This window comes from Hymenobacter sp. B81, from assembly GCF_044628455.1.
Classification (GTDB): Bacteria; Bacteroidota; Bacteroidia; order Cytophagales; family Hymenobacteraceae; genus Solirubrum.
In genome coordinates this window covers 1,273,153-1,291,004 of the sequence record NZ_JBIYZW010000001.1, presented here as the reverse complement: position 1 = coordinate 1,291,004, position 17,852 = coordinate 1,273,153, and the positions used below count along the sequence as shown (strand labels likewise).

The following is a 17,852-nucleotide window of genomic DNA, read 5'->3' as shown; positions in this document are numbered from 1 at the left end:
TAAGCTCTAATTGCCATCGGAGTGGCGGTTCTGCACTTCGGGGGCAGGAATGGGCTCCCCGGCGGCGTGGCGCGGCTCAATCTCGTCGAACCACTGCTCAAACAGGGTTTGCAACATGCCGTCCTTGAGGCCGATGTCGGGCACCACCATTTCCTTGATGCCGGCCCATTCCATGGCCGAGAGGTAGATCTGCCCGGCGGGCACAATCACGTCGGCACGGTCGGGGTTGAGCATGAGCTTGTTCACGCGCTCGTCCATGCTCATGTTGCGCACCTCGTCGAGCACGGCGGCAATGCGCTTGCGCGCGATGGGCTGGTCGAGCGGCTGCTGGGCCAGGCTGTAGATTTTGTTAATGTTGCCGCCGGTGCCGATGGCGCGGGTGAGGTGAAACTGCTTGGCGTTGTCCTTCACCCACTGCTCCATGCGCTGCCAGGTATCCTGCATGCCCGCGCCGGGCTGGCCGTTCTGCTGCAGGCGCCGGATGGAGCCCACCTCGAACGACTGCGAGGCCACCTTGCGGCGGTCGAAGTACAGGTTGAACTCGGTGCTGCCGCCGCCCACGTCGATGTGCAGGTAGTGACGCTTGTCCTCGAGCTGGTGCATGATCACGCTGTTGATGTAGGCCGCCTCGGCCTGCCCGTCGATGATCTGCACCGGCATGCCCAGCTCGCGCTGCATGCGCTCGGCAATGGCCGCCCCGTTCTGGGCCGAGCGCATGGCCGAGGTGGCGCACACCAGGTAGTGAGCCACGTCGTGCACTTCCATCAGCAGCTTGAGCGCGTGCAGGAACTTGACGAACTTTTCTTCCTTGGCGGGCGAGATGCGGCCCGTGGCAAACACGTCTTCGCCCAGGCGCAGCGGGTAGCGCACGTACTCCACCCGCTTGAGCCGGTAGTGGCCCTGGTATTCCAGCACCGCCGAAATCTGGCAGCGGACGGCGTTGGAGCCGATGTCGATGGCGGCCAGTTTGAGCAGCGGGTATTCCATGGCAGGAGCACGGTTGGGGTAGAGTGGGTGGCAAAGATAGAAGGCCGGGCAATTTGCCCGGCCCCCGTCATGTTAGGCATGCCGCGTACGTTACTGGTCGATTCGGAAGCCCAGGCCGAACTGCAGCAGGTATTTTTCCTCGGCCGAGCTTTGCACCGACACCGACAAGGCCAGCGTCTCGTACACCGGGGCCAGGTAAAAGCCGCCGCCGTAGCCGCGGTGCCAGCCGCCCTCGGCCCGGCCCCGGAAGTACACCTGGCCCTGGTCGTAGAAGCCAAACACGCCGTAGTAGAAGGGCAGCAGCGAGGTTTGGGCATAGCCCAGGGCCAGGCGCAGCTCCGAGTTCAGGTACAGCGAGGCGTCGCCGCTGAAGCGGTTGCGCAGGTAGCCGCGCAGATTCTGGCGCTGACCCAGCTGGGTGTACTTGTAGAAGGGAATTTCGCTTCGGTCGCCGTAGTTTTTGGCCCCGCCGCCCTTCACCACCAGCGTCACCGGAATGCCTAGCCGGGCGGTGGCGTAGTACTCGGCAAAGCCCTCGGTCAGCCCGAAGGTTTCGCGGCCCCGGTTGAGCTGATGCCAGGTGGTGTGCTGGCCCAGCAGGCGCACGCCCTTGCGCGCGTACACTTTCCGGTCGCGGAAGTCCAGGTCGAGCAGGGCCGTGCCGCCCAGCAGGCGCTGCAGTTGAGTGTCGGGAACGGGCTCGGCCGTGTCGGGGCCGTCGGGAGCGGTGAGGGTGCCCAGGTAGCTGTTGCGGGCGAAGTCGCTTTCGTACTGCTCGTACACCGGCCCCAGGCGCAGCAGACTTTTCTGCCGAAACACGCGCTCAAAGAAAACGCTGGTTTCCACACCGCGGTAGCGCGCCCGGTAGTAGCCGTCGTCGAACAGCTCGTCGTTTTTGCGCGTAGCGTTACCCAGCCCGAAGAAGTTGTAGAAGGGAAAAAAGTTGCCGTAGGTGGCGCGGGCGCCCACATCCCATTTGCCCAGCAGGTAGCGCCAGCGCACGTTGCCCGTCAGTTGGCGATTGCCGCCGGTGGTATACTGCGCGTCGATGCCGTAGCGCACCCGGTAGTCGGGCTTGCGGAAGCCCTGCTTCACCCAGTCGAAGCCCGCGGCCACGCCCAGGCCGTCGTTGCGGTTGAAGATGATGCCGCCGCGGGGCGCGTAGCCGTCGTACTCGAAGGCCTCGCGGTCGTAGTGGTTCACACCCAGGCGCGAAGAGCGGCGGTCGGCGGTGGCGGGGCCGGCCTGCAGCTCGGTCTGGGGCACGTCGTACACCTCGGTACGCCCCCCGCGCGAGTCGTCGGCTACCTGGTCCTTGCCCTCGCCGCCAATCAGGCGCACCCGGATGCTGCTCGGTCCCTGGCCCGATACCCGGAACACGTCCTTACCGTCGAGGCCGTAGAGGCGGATGTCGCGGGTTTCGCCGCGCACGAAAGTGCGGTCGAAAAACGGCTGGCCCTGCGGGCCGCCCGCGTCGTTTTTCTTGCTCACCTGCACGCGCACGTTGCCGTCAGTCAGGCGCTGCACCGCAAAGTATTCACCCTTGTTGGAGCCCACCACGTCCACGTCGCGGGCCAGCATCAGGTAGTAGTCGTCCAGGGCCCGGGGCAGTTCCTGCAGGCGGCTTTTGAGCTTGCGGTTGATGTCGCGGCCCGAGATGCCCTGAATTTCGGCGGCCAGCTGCGCCGTGGCCGAGTCGATGGCGGCGGGCGTGAGGCGCTGCTGCAGGTAGCGGCCGATCTGCTGCCAGTCCTCCCGGCTCAGGCTCTGCAGCAGGGCGCGGTCGAGGTGACGGGCGGGCCAGTTCAAACTTTCCAGGTCGCGGAAATGCTCCCCAAAGTCTTCGATGCTGGGCACGGCCCACTCGCGGTTGGCCACCCAGGTCAGGGCCCCGTTCCAGAGCGTGAAGGCTTGGTCCCGGTCGCGGGGAATGGGCTGAAACGTTTTCTGCTTGCCCTGCTCATACTCGGCCCACTTCCAGTTGTCCTCGTGCTTGCCGAAGTCGGCAATGAGCATGTCGAAGGCGCGGGCCTTGCCCAGCTGCCGGGCATCCACGCGATTGTCGTTGTCTTTGTAGAGCTGCCGGAACAAGCTGAACGAGCGGCGCACGTCCGTGGCCCCGCCGAAGCCGGGCAGGTTGTCTTTCTGGTCCCAGGGGTCTTCTTCCAGCGTGCCCAGCAGGCCGGCGTACCGCGCGCGGTAGGGACCGAGCTGCTGGTTGTCGGGCAGCACGAACAGGCGCGGGCGGGCGTGCAGCACGTCGGTGCGGTCGAGCAGCGAAGATACTACCAGCGCCGAGTAGGGGTGGGCCGTGGGCGTGATGTCGCGCAGTACGTCGGCGGCCACCGACTGGCGCAGCTCGGGCGGCAGAATGCGCGTCACGTCCTTGTCGACCGAGCGGAAGGTGTACTCCGAGCTGTCGGCGGCAATGAACTTGAGCGAGGTGGTCTGACGGCCGCCGCCGCGGCCAGTGGGGCGCAACCCGCCTTTTTCGGTGTTCAGGTTCAGCACCGGTACCTGCACCGGCTGCGTCCACGACGAGCGGTAGAGCGGGCCCATCAGGGGGCGTTGCAGGCCGTGGGCGCGGTACTGCGGGCCGGGGACTACGGTAGCGGTGGCTGCGGTGGGAGCATCAGGCTTCTCCGGGGCGGTACCAGCCGAGGAGCCGGGGCACTCGGGGAAGTAGGGGTTTACCCGCTGGGCGGGTTCAGTGCCGGCCGCTCCCACGCAGGCCGAGCGAAACAGCGGCGGCGCGGCCAGCTCAGTCGGCGGGGCCTCAGCCGAATTGGTGAAAGTCAGAAACGCAGATTTGACCGTGCCGTCGGCAAAGTAGTCGAGGCGCGTGAAGCCGGCCTGGGAGGCATTTACCAGGGCACGGCGGTTGCTGGCCACCGGCTCGGTGCGGGCAAACGAGCCGCTGACCAGGTGGTAGCTGCCCTCGTGGTCGTTGAGCTGCAGGCTGAAGTCGTGGGCAGCGGCGTAGAGCGTGCCGGGGTGCTCTTTCAGCACGCTGAGCATGGTTTGCCGAAACGCCTGGTAGCCCGGCGAGGCCATATCCCGGGGGCTGCCCACGTTCTGGCGGTAGGCGGCGTACACGGTGCCCAGCACAGGCGGCGCCAGGTGGCGCTTCAGCGGCTGGTACCCCCCGTAGGGGCCGTTGCTGACCACCGGCTGGTGGCCCACCAGCAGCACGTGGCGACCCCGGGTGTCGGCCAGCACGTCCTGCAGCTGCTCGCGGAATTCCTCGGCCGACATGGTTTTGCAGTCGGTGTCGGGGGCTTCGGGGCGGTCGAAGGGGTGGCTCCACCAGGGCGTGTTTAGGGCCACCAGCCGTACCAGCGGGGCCACGTCCACGATTTCGGGGCCGGGGCAGCCGTTGCTGGGCAGAAACGCGTTCTGTCCCGGCAGCTGCTGCTCGAGGTACTTTTCCAGCCGGCGCACGGTTTTCTGCCCGTCGCGGCCCGAGTTGTTCCAGTCCTTGTCGCCGGGCACAAAGTAGATGCGGCCCCGGGGCAGGCCCTTTACCAGGGCTACCAGGGCATCGGCGCGGGCGCGCAGGGCGGCGCTGCTGGTATCGGCTTTTTCGGTGAGGCCCTCGTTGCCCACGATGTCGCCCAGGTGCACCACCGTGAAAGGGCCGGTTTCACGCTCCAGGGTCAGGCGCAGGGCGCGCAGGCGGTGGGCGGGCAGAGCCCCGGCCGTGTTGCCCAGCAAATACACGCGGTGGGCGGGCCGCTCGGGCACAACCACCTGTGGCCGGGCCGGCAGGGCCGTCAGCAAAAAGCCCGCAACGAGCAGCGGGCGGTAGAAATAGCTCATGGGCAGAAGGAGGCGAGCCCCGCGCCAGCTGCGAACCAGCAGCGGTAAACGGGGTATCTGCCTCCTACGCGAAACGGTTGGGTTTGGCTACCTCCAGCCCGGGACTTAGGACTGCGCCGCGCCCAGCAGCTCGCCCACCACCCGCGGTACTCCCGTAGTTGCCGGCTCGGTCACGAAGTGCACCTGGCCGCGCCGCGTGAGGGCCGGCTGACTGGGGTCGATGACGTAGAGCGGCCGGCCGGCGGGCAGGTAATGCACGAGGTTGGCGGCCGGGTATACCTGCAGGGAGGTGCCCACCACCAGCATGAGGTCAGCGGTAGCGGCTTCTTCCATGGCGCGCTCCATCAGCGGCACCGGCTCGCCAAACCACACGATGTTGGGCCGCAGCTGACTGCCCCGCTCGCAGAGCTGCCCCCACTCAATCCGGTCACCTTCCAGCGGATACACCAGCTCCTCGTAGCGCGTGCTGCGGGCTTCGCGCAACAGGCCGTGCAGGTGAATCACGCGCGAGGAGCCGGCCCGCTCGTGCAGGTCGTCCACGTTCTGGGTCACGATGACTACCTCGTAGCCCTGTTCCAGCTCGACCAGGGCGCGGTGCCCGGCGTTGGGCTGGGCGGCGCGGGCGGCGGCGCGGCGCTGGTTGTAGAACTCCAGCACCAGCTGCGGGTTGGCAGCCCAGCCCTCGGGCGAGGCCACGTCCTCCACGCGGTGGTTTTCCCAGAGCCCGTCGACGGCACGAAAGGTGGCCAGGCCGCTTTCGGCCGAGATGCCCGCGCCGGTAAGCACGACGACTTTCTTTTTCATGAGCAGACTGTAGCGGGTTACGGAAGCGGGCTTCACCCGAACGGGCAGCCCGGTTGTTGGCTGCCCGAAAATAGCTGCGCCACTCCGTAACCGGGCCCCGGAGCCGAATTACGGCCAGCGCTTCAGCTGGTCGGACGAAAATGACCACTCCGGGGTTTCCAGCCACTCGGCCGCCGGGTCGATGGCAAACCAGGCACCCAACTGCGGCTGTTCTACGTTGCGCAGCACGTGCAGGTCCTGGGCCGGCATGTAGCTCTGGGCCAGCAGCACGTAGCGCCGCCGCGTCGCGGCATGCTCGGCCGCGTCGAGCACCAGCACTGCGTGGCCCGGCGAACCGCCCTTGATGAGCACGTCGCCGGGCTGAATGCTCGCCAGGGCTGCCGGGCGCAGCTCCCGCGCCAGCGAAAGCGTGCCGGCGTAGGTGAAAATCAAATCCAAGTAGCGGCGCAGCGCCGCGTGGGTGGGGGCTTCGGCGGGCTTGCGGGCGGGTAGCACTTCTTCGCCGCGCACTTGAAAGGTCTGGCCCGCCACCCAGTCGGCAAACCCCACGGTGTGGCCGCTGGTAAGCTGGAAGTGAATGCGCCGGAAATCCTGGCTGAACAGATACTCGCCGCGCAGGCGAATCACCGCGTCGGCGCACTGCTGCAGGTCGCGCGGGCCGGTGTCGATGTCGACGACGGCCGCGTGCACGGTTTGCAGGGGCTTCAGCTTCCCGGTGTGCAGGCGCACGGCCGTGCCGGCTGGCTTCAGGGGCAGAAACCGCAGCCAGTGCCCGAACGAGCCGGCCGGCAGCGCCACGCGCCGGCAGCCCGCCGGCGGGGCAAACCGGGCCGCCAGGCTGGCCGGGGTCCGGTACGGCGTGGTCAGCCACGGATACGCGTTAGTCGCGAGACTGGCTTGGCTGGTGGCGGGGCTGTTCTGGGCGGGAGCCGGTTGCGGGGGAGCGAGCAGCAAGAGGGCGGGTAAGCCAGCAAGAATCGGGGAGAGACGCATGGGGCGCTAACGCGCAAGCCAGCCGCCGTCGTGTGCCGGGTTGGCGGCGCAGCGACGAAAAAAAAAGCCCCGCGGCCAGGGGCTGCGGGGCTTTTGTGGGGTGAACAAAGAAAGTTTACTTGGCCGATTTGCCGGTGGCTTTCTTGGCGGCCGGCTTGGCGGCGGTTTTTTTCGCGGCCGGCTTTTTGGCCGGGGCTTTCTTGGCTTCGCCCTCAGCCGCCGGGGCCGCGGCTTTCTTGGCGCCGAAGCGGCCGCGGGCGGGTTTGTCGGGCGTGGCGTCGGCCAGCTCCAGGCAGCGCTCCAGGCTCAGCTCAGTGGGCTCTTCGCCCTTGGGAATCTTCACGTTCTTGCCCGCGGCCACGATGTAGGGCCCGTACTTGCCGTTGACCACCTGCACGTCGGCGCGGCCCTCGGCCTCGAAGGAGCGGATAAGCTTTTCGGCTTCCTGCTTGCGCTTGGCCAGAATCAGCTCCACGGCTTCCTCGGCCGTGACGGTGTGCGGGTCCTGGCCCTTCTGCAGGGAGTAGAACTTGCTGTCGTGGCGGATGTAGGGCCCGAAGCGGCCGATGGCGGCGGTCATGTCCTTGTCCTCGTACTGGCCCACCACGCGCGGCAGCTTAAACAGCTCCAGGGCATCTTCCAAAGTCAGGTTTTCGATGAACTGGCCTTTGCGCAGGTTGGCGTAGGCGGGCTTGGTTTCGCCCTCGGCCTCGCCCAGCTGCACGTAGGGGCCGAAGCGGCCGAGGCGGGCAATGATTTTTTCGCCGGTTTCGGGGTGCAGGCCGATTTCGCGGGTAGTACCCACGTCGGCGCGCTCCACTTCCTTGCCACGCTCCACGGTTTCGTGGAAGGTGCCGTAGAAGCCCGAAATCATTTCCTCCCAGCTTTCCAGCCCGTCGGCAATGCGGTCGAACTCATCCTCCACCTTGGCCGTGAACTGGAAGTCGACGATAACGGGGAAGTGCTCCACCAGGAAGTCGTTCACCACCATGGCCGTGTCGGTGGGAAAGAGCTTGGCCTTGTCGGCGCCGTATGTTTCGGTTTTGACTTCGGTTTTCACTTCCGGGCCCTCCAGCGTGAGCACGTGGAATTTGCGCTCCTTGCCCTCGCGCGAGTCCTTCTCCACGTAGCCGCGCTTCTGAATGGTGCTAATGGTGGGCGCGTAGGTGGAAGGCCGGCCAATGCCCATTTCTTCCATCTTCTTCACCAGCGAAGCTTCGGTGTAGCGCGCCGGCGGCTGGGAGTAGCGCTCGGTCGCCGAAAAGCGCAGCAGCGGCAGCTGCTGACCCACCGAAATGGGCGGCAGCCCCCGCGAAAACGACGACTCGCCGTTGTCCTGGCCGTCTTCCTCGTCGCGCGACTCGGCGTAGGCTTTCAAAAAGCCCTCGAAGGTGATGACCTCGCCCACGGCCGTCAGCGTCACGCCCGGCTGGGTGCTGATGCCGATGGTGGCGGTGGTGCGCTCCACCTGCGCGTCGGCCATCTGCGAGGCCAGGGCCCGCTTGCGAATCAGGTCGTAGAGGCGCTGCTCGGTGGAATCGGCGCCGGCCTTCAGCAGCGAGAAGTCGGTGGGGCGGATGGCTTCGTGGGCCTCCTGCGCCGACGAAGCCTTGGTTTTGTACTGGCGGGTGTGGGCGTAGTCGGCGCCGTAGCTGCTGGTGATTTCGTGCTTGGCGCCCAGCAGGGCTTCCTGCGAGAGGTTCACCGAGTCGGTACGCATGTAGCTGATCTTACCGGCTTCGTAGAGACGCTGGGCCACGCTCATGGTCTGCGCCACCGAGAAGCCCAGCTTGCGCGAGGCCTCCTGCTGCAGGGTAGAGGTGGTGAAGGGGGCGGCCGGCGAGCGGCGGCTGGGCTTCTTCTCCAGGTTTTCGATGCGGTAGGCGGCGCCCACGCAGGCCGCCAGGAAGGCCTCGGCTTCTTCGCGGGTTTTCAGGCGCTGGGGCAGCTCGGCTTCCAGGGCCGCGCCGTTGCCGGCGTCGAAGCGGGCCACCACGCGATAGGCCGAGCCGGTCTTGAACTGGTTGATTTCCCGCTCGCGCTCCACCACCATGCGCACGGCCACCGACTGCACGCGGCCGGCCGAAAGCCCGGTCTTTACTTTTTTCCAGAGCACCGGGCTCAGCTCGAAACCTACCAGGCGGTCGAGCACGCGGCGGGCCTGCTGGGCATTCACCAAGTTCAGGTCGATTTCGCGGGGCGAGTCGATGGCGTTGAGGATGGCGTTCTTGGTGATTTCGCGGAACACGATGCGCCGCGTCTTCTCGTTGCTCAAATCCAGGGTCTCGGCCAGGTGCCAGCTGATGGCCTCGCCCTCGCGGTCATCGTCACTGGCCAGCCACACCACCTCGGCTTCCTTGGCCAGCTTCTTCAACTGGTTGATAATCTCGCGCTTGTCGGGCGAGACGACGTAGGTGGGCTTGAAGCCGTTCTTGATATCGATGGCGTTGTTGTCCTTGGGCAGGTCGCGCACGTGCCCAAAGCTGGATTTCACCACAAAGTCTTTCCCCAGGTAGCCCTCGATGGTTTTGGCTTTGGCGGGAGACTCCACTATGACAAGGTTCTTGACCATATAAAAAGAATGAGTAGCGGTAGGGCGCGTGGGGCAGTACGGAAGGGGGAAAGTGAAACGGCGAAACCGGCCGCCGCGTTGAATGCGGCCGCAAAGATGAACGAATAATCCCGTCAGCCGTATCAGAGCGGTTTTTCAGGCCGCATAAGTGAGGGAACGTTGCCGGCCCCCGTGCAGTTTCCACATTCCCCGATATCGGGGGCTTTTGCCGGAATTCCGCGCGCCCCGGTGCGGGGCGTTTCCCGGTAACCCTGAATTACTAACTTTGTCAGCTGCGCCGGTACCTTTGGAGCCGGCCAGCAGCCTCCGTGCCCTCACTCGGCGCCCCCCGCGCTACTACCTTCCGTCTATGGCTTCTGCGAAGACCACCAAGACCAACATTACTCCTCCGTCCACCGAATCCGATACCCCGCAGGCACCCGTTACCGGTACCACGGGCTTCAATGGGGCCAGCGCCCCGGCTATCGACCAGACGCGCAAGCGCGGCATTGCCCGCGGCAACATGCCCCTGGGTACGCCCGATCAGGACTACGTCAACGAGCAGCTCAACCGGGTGCTCTACGCGCTCGACGCCTTTAAGAAGGGCGACATCTCGGTGCGCCTCACTAAGCAGAACGACGACATCTTCGCCGAAATTGCCGAGGCCTACAACTCGATGGTAGAGATGATCGGCGGTGTAGGCGGCGAGGTGTCGCGCATTTCCAAGGTAGCGGGGGTAGAAGGCAACCTGAAGGCGCGAGCTTCGGCCGAAAACGCCACGGGCTTCTGGCGCGACATGATCAACAACATCAACGGCCTGGTGGACTCCATTGCCGTGCCGGTGTTGGAGGTAGGCAAGGTTCTGAAAAACATTTCGCGGGGCAACCTCGACGAGTCGTTCCAGATTCCGGTGTCGGGCGACTTCAAGGTGATGGCCGAAACCATCAACAAAACCATCGACAACCTGAACGTCTTCGCCGGGGAGGTAACCCGCGTGGCGCAGGAAGTAGGCACCGAAGGCCGCCTCGGCGGCCAGGCCTCGGTACCCAACGTGGGCGGGGTGTGGAAGGATTTGACCGACAACGTAAACACGATGGCCTCGAACCTGACGAGTCAGGTACGCGACATTGCCAACGTGGCCACCGCCGTAGCCCGCGGCGACTTGTCGCAGAAGATTACGGTAAACGTCAAAGGCGAGCTGCTCCAACTCAAGGAGAACCTCAACCAGATGGTGGACTCGCTGAACCTGTTTGCCGGCGAAGTAACCCGCGTGGCGCAGGAAGTAGGTACCGAGGGTAAGCTGGGCGGCCAGGCATCGGTGCCGAACGTAGCCGGCGTGTGGAAGGATTTGACCGACAACGTAAACAACATGGCCTCGAACCTGACTTCTCAGGTGCGAGACATTGCTAACGTAGCCACCGCCGTAGCCCGCGGCGACCTAAGCCAGAAAATCACCGTCGACGTAAAGGGCGAACTGCTGCAACTCAAGCAGAACCTCAACCAGATGGTGGACTCGCTGAACCTGTTTGCCGGCGAGGTAACCCGCGTGGCGCAGGAAGTAGGTACCGAAGGCCGCCTCGGCGGCCAGGCCGTGGTGCCCAACGTGGCCGGGGTATGGAAGCAGCTCACCGACAACGTAAACACGATGGCCTCGAACCTGACGAGTCAGGTGCGAGACATTGCCAACGTAGCTACCGCCGTAGCAAAGGGTGACCTAACCCAGAAAATCACCGTCGACGTGAAAGGGGAGCTGCTGCAACTCAAGCAGAACCTCAACCAGATGGTGGACTCGCTGAATTTGTTTGCCGGCGAGGTAACCCGCGTAGCACTTGAGGTAGGTACCGAGGGTAAGCTGGGCGGGCAGGCCGTGGTGCCGGGCGTAGGCGGGGTTTGGAAAGAACTCACCGACAACGTAAACAACATGGCCTCGAACCTGACTTCGCAGGTACGAGACATTGCCAACGTAGCTACCGCCGTAGCCCGCGGCGACTTGTCGCAGAAGATGACGGTGAACGTGAAGGGCGAAATCCTGGAGCTCAAGAACATCTTGAACCAGATGGTGGACTCCCTGAACATCTTCGGTGACGAAGTAACCCGCGTGGCCCGTGAAGTAGGCACCGAGGGCAAGCTCGGCGGGCAAGCTGTGGTGCCCCGCGTTGGTGGTACCTGGAAAGAGCTGACCGACAACGTGAACACGATGGCCTCGAACCTGACCTCTCAGGTACGAGACATTGCCAACGTGGCAACGGCCGTAGCAAAGGGTGACCTGACCCAGAAAATCACCGTCGACGTAAAGGGCGAGCTGCTGGATCTGAAGAACATTCTGAACCAGATGGTGGACTCGCTCAACATCTTCGCCGGCGAGGTAACCCGCGTGGCCCGCGAAGTAGGTACCGAGGGTATCCTGGGCGGTCAGGCCAACGTGCCGAACGTAGGTGGTACCTGGAAGGACCTCACCGACAACGTGAACACGATGGCCTCGAACCTGACGAGTCAGGTACGCGACATTGCCAACGTGGCAACGGCGGTAGCCCGCGGTGACTTGAGCCAGAAAATCACGGTAAACGTGAAAGGTGAGCTGCTGCAGTTGAAGGAAAACCTCAACCAGATGGTGGACTCGCTGAACACGTTTGGTGACGAAGTAACCCGCGTGGCCCGCGAAGTAGGCACCGAGGGCAAGCTCGGCGGCCAGGCCGTGGTGCCCAACGTGCGCGGTACCTGGAAAGACCTCACCGACAACGTAAACTTCATGGCCGCCTCGCTCACCTCGCAGGTGCGCGACATTGCCAACGTAACCACCGCGGTAGCCCGCGGCGATTTGAGCCAGAAAGTATCGGTTGATGTAAAAGGCGAGCTGCTCGACCTCAAAGACAACATCAACCGCATGGTGGACTCGCTCAACATCTTCGCCGGCGAGGTAACCCGCGTGGCGCAGGAAGTAGGCACCGAAGGCCGCCTCGGCGGCCAGGCCAACGTGCCCAACGTAACGGGCGTGTGGAAGGATTTGACCGACAACGTAAACACGCTGGCGGCTAACCTCACCACCCAGGTACGCGGCATCGTGAAGGTAGTAACCGGGGTATCGAAGGGTGACCTGACCCAGAAGCTGACCCTGGAAGCCCGCGGCGAGGTGGCCGAGCTGGCCGACACCATCAACCGCATGGTGGACGACCTGAACCGTCTGGCCCAGGAAGTAAGCCGCGTAGCCCGCGTAGCCGGGGTCGAGGGCAAGCTGACGGAGCGCGCCACGGTTGGCGGTGTGTCGGGCTCGTGGAAAGACATCGTGGACACGCTCAACGACCTGATCGAGTCCATTGCCTCGCCGGTGCTCGAAGTGTCGCGCGTGGTACGCTCGATTTCCGAGGGCGACCTGACCCAGAAAGTAGAAGTATCCACGGCGGCCGGCGACATCTACGCCATGGCCATTGCCTTGAACACGGCCGTGGACTCGCTCAACGAGCTGCTGGCCGAAATCAACGAGTCCTCGCAGGTGGTGGGTACCTCGTCGGAGGAAATGGCCCAGAAAGGGCAGGAGATGAGCCGGGTAACGGTTGACGTGGCTTTGGCCATGCAGCAGATGGCCGAAGGCGCCCAGAATCAGGCCTTGAAGACCGACCAGGCTTTCAAGCTGATCGAGGAAATCATGCAGGCCACCAAGGAAACGGCCGGCAAGGCCGACATCGTGAACAAATCGGCTATCCTGGGTGAGCAAACCTCGCAGCTGGGTCTGAAAACGGTGGCCGAGGTGGTAAAGAACATGGAGGAAATCAGTGGTGCAGCGGCCCAGACGGCCAAAACCATCGACGTACTCTCCGTTCGCTCGCAGGATATCAGCAAGTCGCTGAGCGTGATTACCGACATTGCCGCCCAAACCAACTTGCTGGCCCTGAACGCGGCCATTGAGGCCGCCCGCGCCGGCGAGGCCGGTCGGGGTTTTGCCGTAGTAGCCGAGGAAATCCGCAAGCTGGCCGAAGGCTCCCGCAAGTCGGCCAACGAAATTGCTACCCTGGTAGAAGACGTGCGCAAAGACACCGACTCGGCCGCCGCGGCAATTGCCACCATGGAAGGGCGGGTACTGAAGGGCAAGAACGCCACCTTCGAGGCAAGCTCGGCCTTTAAGAACATTGCCACTTCCTCGGGCGAAACGCTGCGCACCTCGCGCGACATTCTCACCGCTACCGACGTGCAGAAAACGTCCATCGGCGACGTGGTGAAGTACGTGGAAGAGGTAGTAGCCATTGCCGAGCAAACCGCCTCGGGCACCCAGCAAGTAGCCAGCACGGCCAAGCAGCTGTCCAGCTCGATGCAGGAGCTGACCGTGTCGAGCCAGAAGCTCACCGACATTGCCGACGACCTGCAGGTGGGCCTCTCGGCCTTCCAGCTGATGGACCACCTGGCCGAAGACGTGTACTACGAGCCCGTGCCGGTGCGCAGCAACGGCCTGCGCCGCCTGCAGCAGCAGGCTGCCCTCAGCCGTGAAGAAGCCCAGCGCGGCAGCCGTCAGCCCCTGGCCCGGCCTTCCCGCGCCGGCGCGGCGGTAGTTGAGGAGCGCCGCCCCGTCACGCGTACCGTGCGCGTCGAGCCCGCCGCCAGCCGGCCGGCTCCCAAGCCGGGGCGCCCGGCGGCCGAGAAAGCCGCGCCGGAACCGGCCGCAGTTACCCGCAAGGTGAACCGCCGCGTGACGCCCGCACCGGCTCCCGAACCCGCGCCGACCCCGGCCGCCAAAGCTGCGCCCAAGGCGGCCCCGGCCCGCAAGCCTGCCGACAACAAAGCCAAGAAAAAATAATCCGACTCGCATAGCTGCCGGACCGGGCCTCACTTGCCTGCCCGGTCCGGCAGCCGCTTTCGTCCCCAATGACTGACCAGAACCTGGCACCGGAAAAAAAGACCTCGAAACCCGAGGCTCCCATTCAGCTGATTGTTTTCCGGCTCGGCAACGAAGAATACGGCATTCGCATCGAGCAGGTAAAGGAGGTAACCATCACTCCCGAAGTGGCGCGCATGCCCAAAACGCCGCCCTTCGTGAAAGGCATTGCCAACCTGCGCGGCGACATCATTGCCATTGTGGACCTGGAGGAGCGCTTTAAGCTGCGCCCCGCCGGCCAGAAGCTGCCCGACCACAGCTTTACCCTGGCCATCGAGGCCCGCGACTACACCATCGGCATCGTGGTGCGCGAGGTGCCCCAGCCGCTGTCCATCCTGGCCTCGGCCATCGAGAAAACGCCCGAGTTTATTCAGGACCTGAACGTGCACGACAAATACATTGAGGGCATTGCCCGGCTCGATGGCCGCATCATCATCGTGCTCGACATGCTCAAGCTGCTGACTCCCGAGGAAATTATGCAGCTCCGGCCTAAAGCGGCATCCTCCCCCGGGGCCGAGCGTAAACAGGCCTGACGTTTTTGCCTCCTCCTTTATTTCCTCGCCCTCTTCACCCCACTGATATGAAAAATCGCATCCTCATCGTAGACGACTCGTTCTACATGCGCACGATGCTGAAGAATATGCTCACCGACGCCGGTTACGACGTGGTAGGCGAAGCAGCCAACGGTCAGCAGGCCCGCGAAATGGCCACGGAGTCCAAACCCGACCTGATTACCCTCGACGTAATTCTGCCCGACAACACCGGCCTGGAAGTGCTCAAGGATATCCGCCAGGAGCTGCCCGACGTGAAGATTGTCATGTGCTCGGCCGTGGGGCAGGAGGTTATCGTCAACGAAGCCCTCGAAAGCGGCGCCTCGGCCTACATCGTCAAGCCCTTTTCCGAGGACAAGGTGCTGGAAATCGTGAGCACGGCCCTGCAGAACAACGACGAGGCGTCGGCCTAACCTTTTCTTCTCCGCTTACCCACCACCCCGGTTTGCACCCCGGCGGGTTTTCGCCCGCACCTGAGGTGTTCTGCGTTTTGTTTGTAGCTGCCGTGCCCGCACCTTCCGTTTCGCTTTCCGTTCTTCTCGGCGACCTGCCCAGCCCCGCCCGGCTGGAGCTCATGAAGCTGTTGCGGACGGAGCCGAATACCCACGTGGTAGCCACCGCGACGGGGGCCGAAGACCTGCTGCGCAAAGCCCAGCAGCACCGCCCCGGCCTGATTGTGGTGGGCGAGCAGCGCCTGCTGACCCTGGAGCAGCTCACGGCCTACTACCGCGCGCCCATTCTGCTGTACTCGGCGGCGCCACCCTGGCCCGGTACCCTGCGCGAAGCGGCCCGCTGGGGCGTGTACGACCACCTGGCGCCCCTGCTGCCGGCCGTGCACCCCGACTACGAGCACAGCCGCCGCGAGGTGCTGCGCAAGGTGCGCCGCGCCCGCAACCACGCCCACGTCAACCTGACCACGCCCGAACCGGTAGCCAGCCTGCTGGGCCGGCGGCCGGTGCCCGTGATTCCGCCCCGCGGTCTGGTGGTCATTGGCGGCTCTACCGGTGGCGCGGCGGCCGTCGAGCAGATTGTGCGTGACTTGCGCCCGGGGCTGCCCTACGCCGTGGTCGTGGCCGTGCACCTGCCGGCCGCCTTCACCATGTCGCTGGTCGAGCGCATCCGGCGGGCCACGGGTCTGCCCGTGGTGGTGGGGCAGCCCGGCACTTCGCTGCTGGCCGGGCAGATTACGGTGATGCCCGGTGGCTGCAACCAGGTGGTGCGCTCGGTGCCCGGCCGCGGCTGGGTGCTGGAGCTGGCTGCCGAGCCGGCTGCCAGCCTCGACGAGCCCAATATTGACCTGCTGATGCGCTCTGCGGCCCGCACCGCCGGCCGCCACGTGCTGGGCGTGGTGCTTTCGGGCCTGGGTCGCGACGGTACCGCCGGCGCCCAGATGCTGCGCCAGCACGGCGGCCAGGTAGTGGCGCAGGACGAGCTGACCTCGGCCGTGTTCGGCATGCCCAGCTCGGTGATTCAGGCCGGCGCGGCCCAGGCCGTGCTGCCCGTAACCGACATTGCCGCCTACATCAATGCGCACGCGGTGCCCATCCGGAGCCTGCCGGTGCTCACGCGCATTTCGCCCGTTACCCGTTCGAGAAACTGATGAAGTCACGCGAGCAGGAGTACCGGGAAATTTTTCTGGCCGAGGCCCTGGAGGCCTACGACGCCATGAGCCAGCATATTTCGGTGCTGGAAAAGAAGCCCGACGACGAAGCGGCCCTGCACGAGCTGTTTCGCCTCATGCACAACCTCAAGGCCAACGCCCGGGCCATGGGCTTCACCGCCATCGGCGAAGTGGCCCACCGCATGGAAACCATCTTCGGGCTGATCCGCAGCAAGGAGCGGGCATTCAGCGGGGCCGTGGTGCCGCTGACCTTTACCGCCATCGACGCGGTAGGCGGCATGATCCGGGCCGTGAACGAAGACCAGCCGCTGCCCGACGTGAGCACGCTCACCGGCAACCTCGACCGCCTGGTGCAGGGCGAGGAAATGGTGGCCGAGGTACCCGCCGGGCAGGGCAGCGACGAAGACGCCACCCGCAAGCTGGAACTCTCCGACCTGGTTTACATCCAGATCAAGAAGCTCGACCACCTACTCAACCTGGTGGGCGAGCTGATCATCGACCGCGACCGGGTGCTCACCCTGAGCCAGGAAATCGGCCACCCCGCGCTCATCAGCGTAGCCGCCCACCTGGGCCGCCTGGCCGACGACCTGCAGTACTCGGTAATGGACGCCCGCCTGGTAGGGGTAGGGACCCTGTTCAACAAGTTTCCGCGGGTGGTGCGCGACGTGGCCACCGCCGAGCAGAAGCAGGTGGAACTGACCATCAGCGGGCAGGATATTCAGATCGACCGCAACATTCTGCAGATCATCACCGACGCCTTGCTGCACCTGGTGCGCAACGCCATCGGCCACGGCATCGAAACGCCCACTGAGCGGCGCCGCGCCGGCAAGTCGGCCGAGGGGCACCTGAGCTTGTCGGCCCAGACCGAGCGCGACGACGTGCTGATCAGCATCAGCGACGACGGCCGCGGCATCGACGTGGAAGCCGTGCGGCGCAAGGCCGTGGAGCGGCGGCAGCTGACGGCCGAGGCCGCCGCCCGCATGAGCCCCTCGGAGGTGTACATGCTGCTGTTTGAGGCCGGTTTCTCAACCGCCGAGCAGGTAACCGAAATTTCGGGCCGCGGCGTGGGCCTTGACGTGGTAAAGCTGGCCATCGACTCGCTCGGCGGGCAGGTGCGCGTGGAGTCGCGCCTGGGAGAGGGCACCACCTTTACGCTGGTGCTGCCCACGTCCATTGCCGTGAAAGGTGCCCTGCTGTTCGAGCTGGAAGACCATTCCTACGCCCTGCCGCTGATGCACACCGACTCGGTGGTGTCGTTGCGGCCCGAGCAGCTGAGCGTGGTCGGCGGCATGCTGCTGGCCGAGGTGCAGCAGGAAAACGTGCCCGTGGTAAGCCTGCGCGAACTGCTGGCCGACACCGACGACCCGCTGCTGCCCGCCGATAAGGCTGCCCTGCAGGGCCGGCAGGACATCATCATCACCAACTACAACAACCGCCGCCTGGGGTTGATTGTCGACCGCTTTCTGCGTCAGCAGGATATTGTAATTAAGCCCGTGAGCCAGCCGCTGGACATGATTGACCTGTTCGGTGGCGTCACGCTCCTTGGCAGCGGGCAAGTATGTCTGGTACTCGACGTACCGGCCCTGACCCGACTTTTCCTGGCCCGCCGCCCATGAAACACGTACTCACCACTTCGGACTGCCGCTTCCGCGCCACCCGGTT

10 protein-coding genes are annotated in these 17,852 nt (G+C 65.0%); 5 read left to right on the top strand and 5 right to left on the bottom strand.

Features of this window, described 5'->3' with window-relative positions; genetic code table 11:
- Window positions 1–6: 6 nt before the first annotated feature.
- From ACE191_RS05815 to topA, 5 genes are all read right to left on the bottom strand, one after another.
- Window positions 7–987: a phosphatase gene (locus ACE191_RS05815; RefSeq protein ID WP_400191245.1), complete on the bottom strand. Its 981-nt coding sequence runs from the start codon at window positions 985–987 to the stop codon at window positions 7–9.
- A 90-nt stretch (window positions 988–1,077) separates the two neighbouring features.
- Window positions 1,078–4,806 carry a hypothetical protein gene (locus tag ACE191_RS05810; protein ID WP_400191244.1) on the bottom strand — a complete coding sequence of 1,243 codons (3,729 nt, stop codon included), beginning with the start codon at window positions 4,804–4,806 and terminating at the stop codon, window positions 1,078–1,080.
- 105 nt (window positions 4,807–4,911) lie between these two features.
- Window positions 4,912–5,610, bottom strand: coding sequence for an SIR2 family NAD-dependent protein deacylase (locus ACE191_RS05805; protein WP_400191243.1), 699 nt, complete (start codon window positions 5,608–5,610; stop codon window positions 4,912–4,914).
- A gap of 108 nt (window positions 5,611–5,718) precedes the next feature.
- Window positions 5,719–6,564, bottom strand: a complete 846-nt coding sequence (locus tag ACE191_RS05800) for a DUF4846 domain-containing protein (protein WP_400191242.1) — start codon at window positions 6,562–6,564, stop codon at window positions 5,719–5,721.
- Window positions 6,565–6,718: 154 nt separating this feature from the next.
- Window positions 6,719–9,175, bottom strand: a complete 2,457-nt coding sequence (topA, locus tag ACE191_RS05795) for a type I DNA topoisomerase (protein WP_400191241.1) — start codon at window positions 9,173–9,175, stop codon at window positions 6,719–6,721.
- Between the two features lie 502 nt (window positions 9,176–9,677).
- Here topA and ACE191_RS05790 point away from each other — a divergent pair.
- The 5 genes from ACE191_RS05790 (at window position 9,678) to ACE191_RS05770 (ending at window position 17,806) form a co-directional block, all read left to right on the top strand.
- On the top strand, window positions 9,678–13,940 hold the full coding sequence (locus ACE191_RS05790) for a HAMP domain-containing protein (protein WP_400192299.1): 4,263 nt from the start codon (window positions 9,678–9,680) through the stop codon (window positions 13,938–13,940).
- Between the two features lie 68 nt (window positions 13,941–14,008).
- On the top strand, window positions 14,009–14,551 hold the full coding sequence (locus tag ACE191_RS05785; protein ID WP_400191240.1) for a chemotaxis protein CheW: 543 nt from the start codon (window positions 14,009–14,011) through the stop codon (window positions 14,549–14,551).
- A 47-nt stretch (window positions 14,552–14,598) separates the two neighbouring features.
- Window positions 14,599–14,982, top strand: a complete 384-nt coding sequence (locus ACE191_RS05780; RefSeq protein ID WP_400191239.1) for a response regulator — start codon at window positions 14,599–14,601, stop codon at window positions 14,980–14,982.
- 92 nt (window positions 14,983–15,074) lie between these two features.
- Window positions 15,075–16,169, top strand: coding sequence for a chemotaxis protein CheB (locus ACE191_RS05775; RefSeq protein WP_400191238.1), 1,095 nt, complete (start codon window positions 15,075–15,077; stop codon window positions 16,167–16,169).
- Window positions 16,169–17,806: a chemotaxis protein CheA gene (locus ACE191_RS05770; RefSeq protein WP_400191237.1), complete on the top strand. Its 1,638-nt coding sequence runs from the start codon at window positions 16,169–16,171 to the stop codon at window positions 17,804–17,806. The genes ACE191_RS05775 and ACE191_RS05770 overlap by 1 nt, the downstream gene beginning before the upstream one ends.
- Window positions 17,807–17,852: the final 46 nt, after the last annotated feature.

Excerpts from the sequence above, each read along its gene's own strand:
- ACE191_RS05780 (WP_400191239.1), top strand. The coding sequence starts at position 14,599 with ATGAAAAATCGCATCCTCATCGTAGACGACTCGTTCTACATGCGCACG.
- ACE191_RS05785 (WP_400191240.1), top strand. The coding sequence starts at position 14,009 with ATGACTGACCAGAACCTGGCACCGGAAAAAAAGACCTCGAAACCCGAG.
- topA (WP_400191241.1), bottom strand. The coding sequence starts at position 9,175 with ATGGTCAAGAACCTTGTCATAGTGGAGTCTCCCGCCAAAGCCAAAACC.
- ACE191_RS05815 (WP_400191245.1), bottom strand. The coding sequence starts at position 987 with ATGGAATACCCGCTGCTCAAACTGGCCGCCATCGACATCGGCTCCAAC.
- ACE191_RS05810 (WP_400191244.1), bottom strand. The coding sequence starts at position 4,806 with ATGAGCTATTTCTACCGCCCGCTGCTCGTTGCGGGCTTTTTGCTGACG.
- ACE191_RS05805 (WP_400191243.1), bottom strand. The coding sequence starts at position 5,610 with ATGAAAAAGAAAGTCGTCGTGCTTACCGGCGCGGGCATCTCGGCCGAA.
- ACE191_RS05790 (WP_400192299.1), top strand. The coding sequence starts at position 9,678 with ATGCCCCTGGGTACGCCCGATCAGGACTACGTCAACGAGCAGCTCAAC.
- ACE191_RS05770 (WP_400191237.1), top strand. The coding sequence starts at position 16,169 with ATGAAGTCACGCGAGCAGGAGTACCGGGAAATTTTTCTGGCCGAGGCC.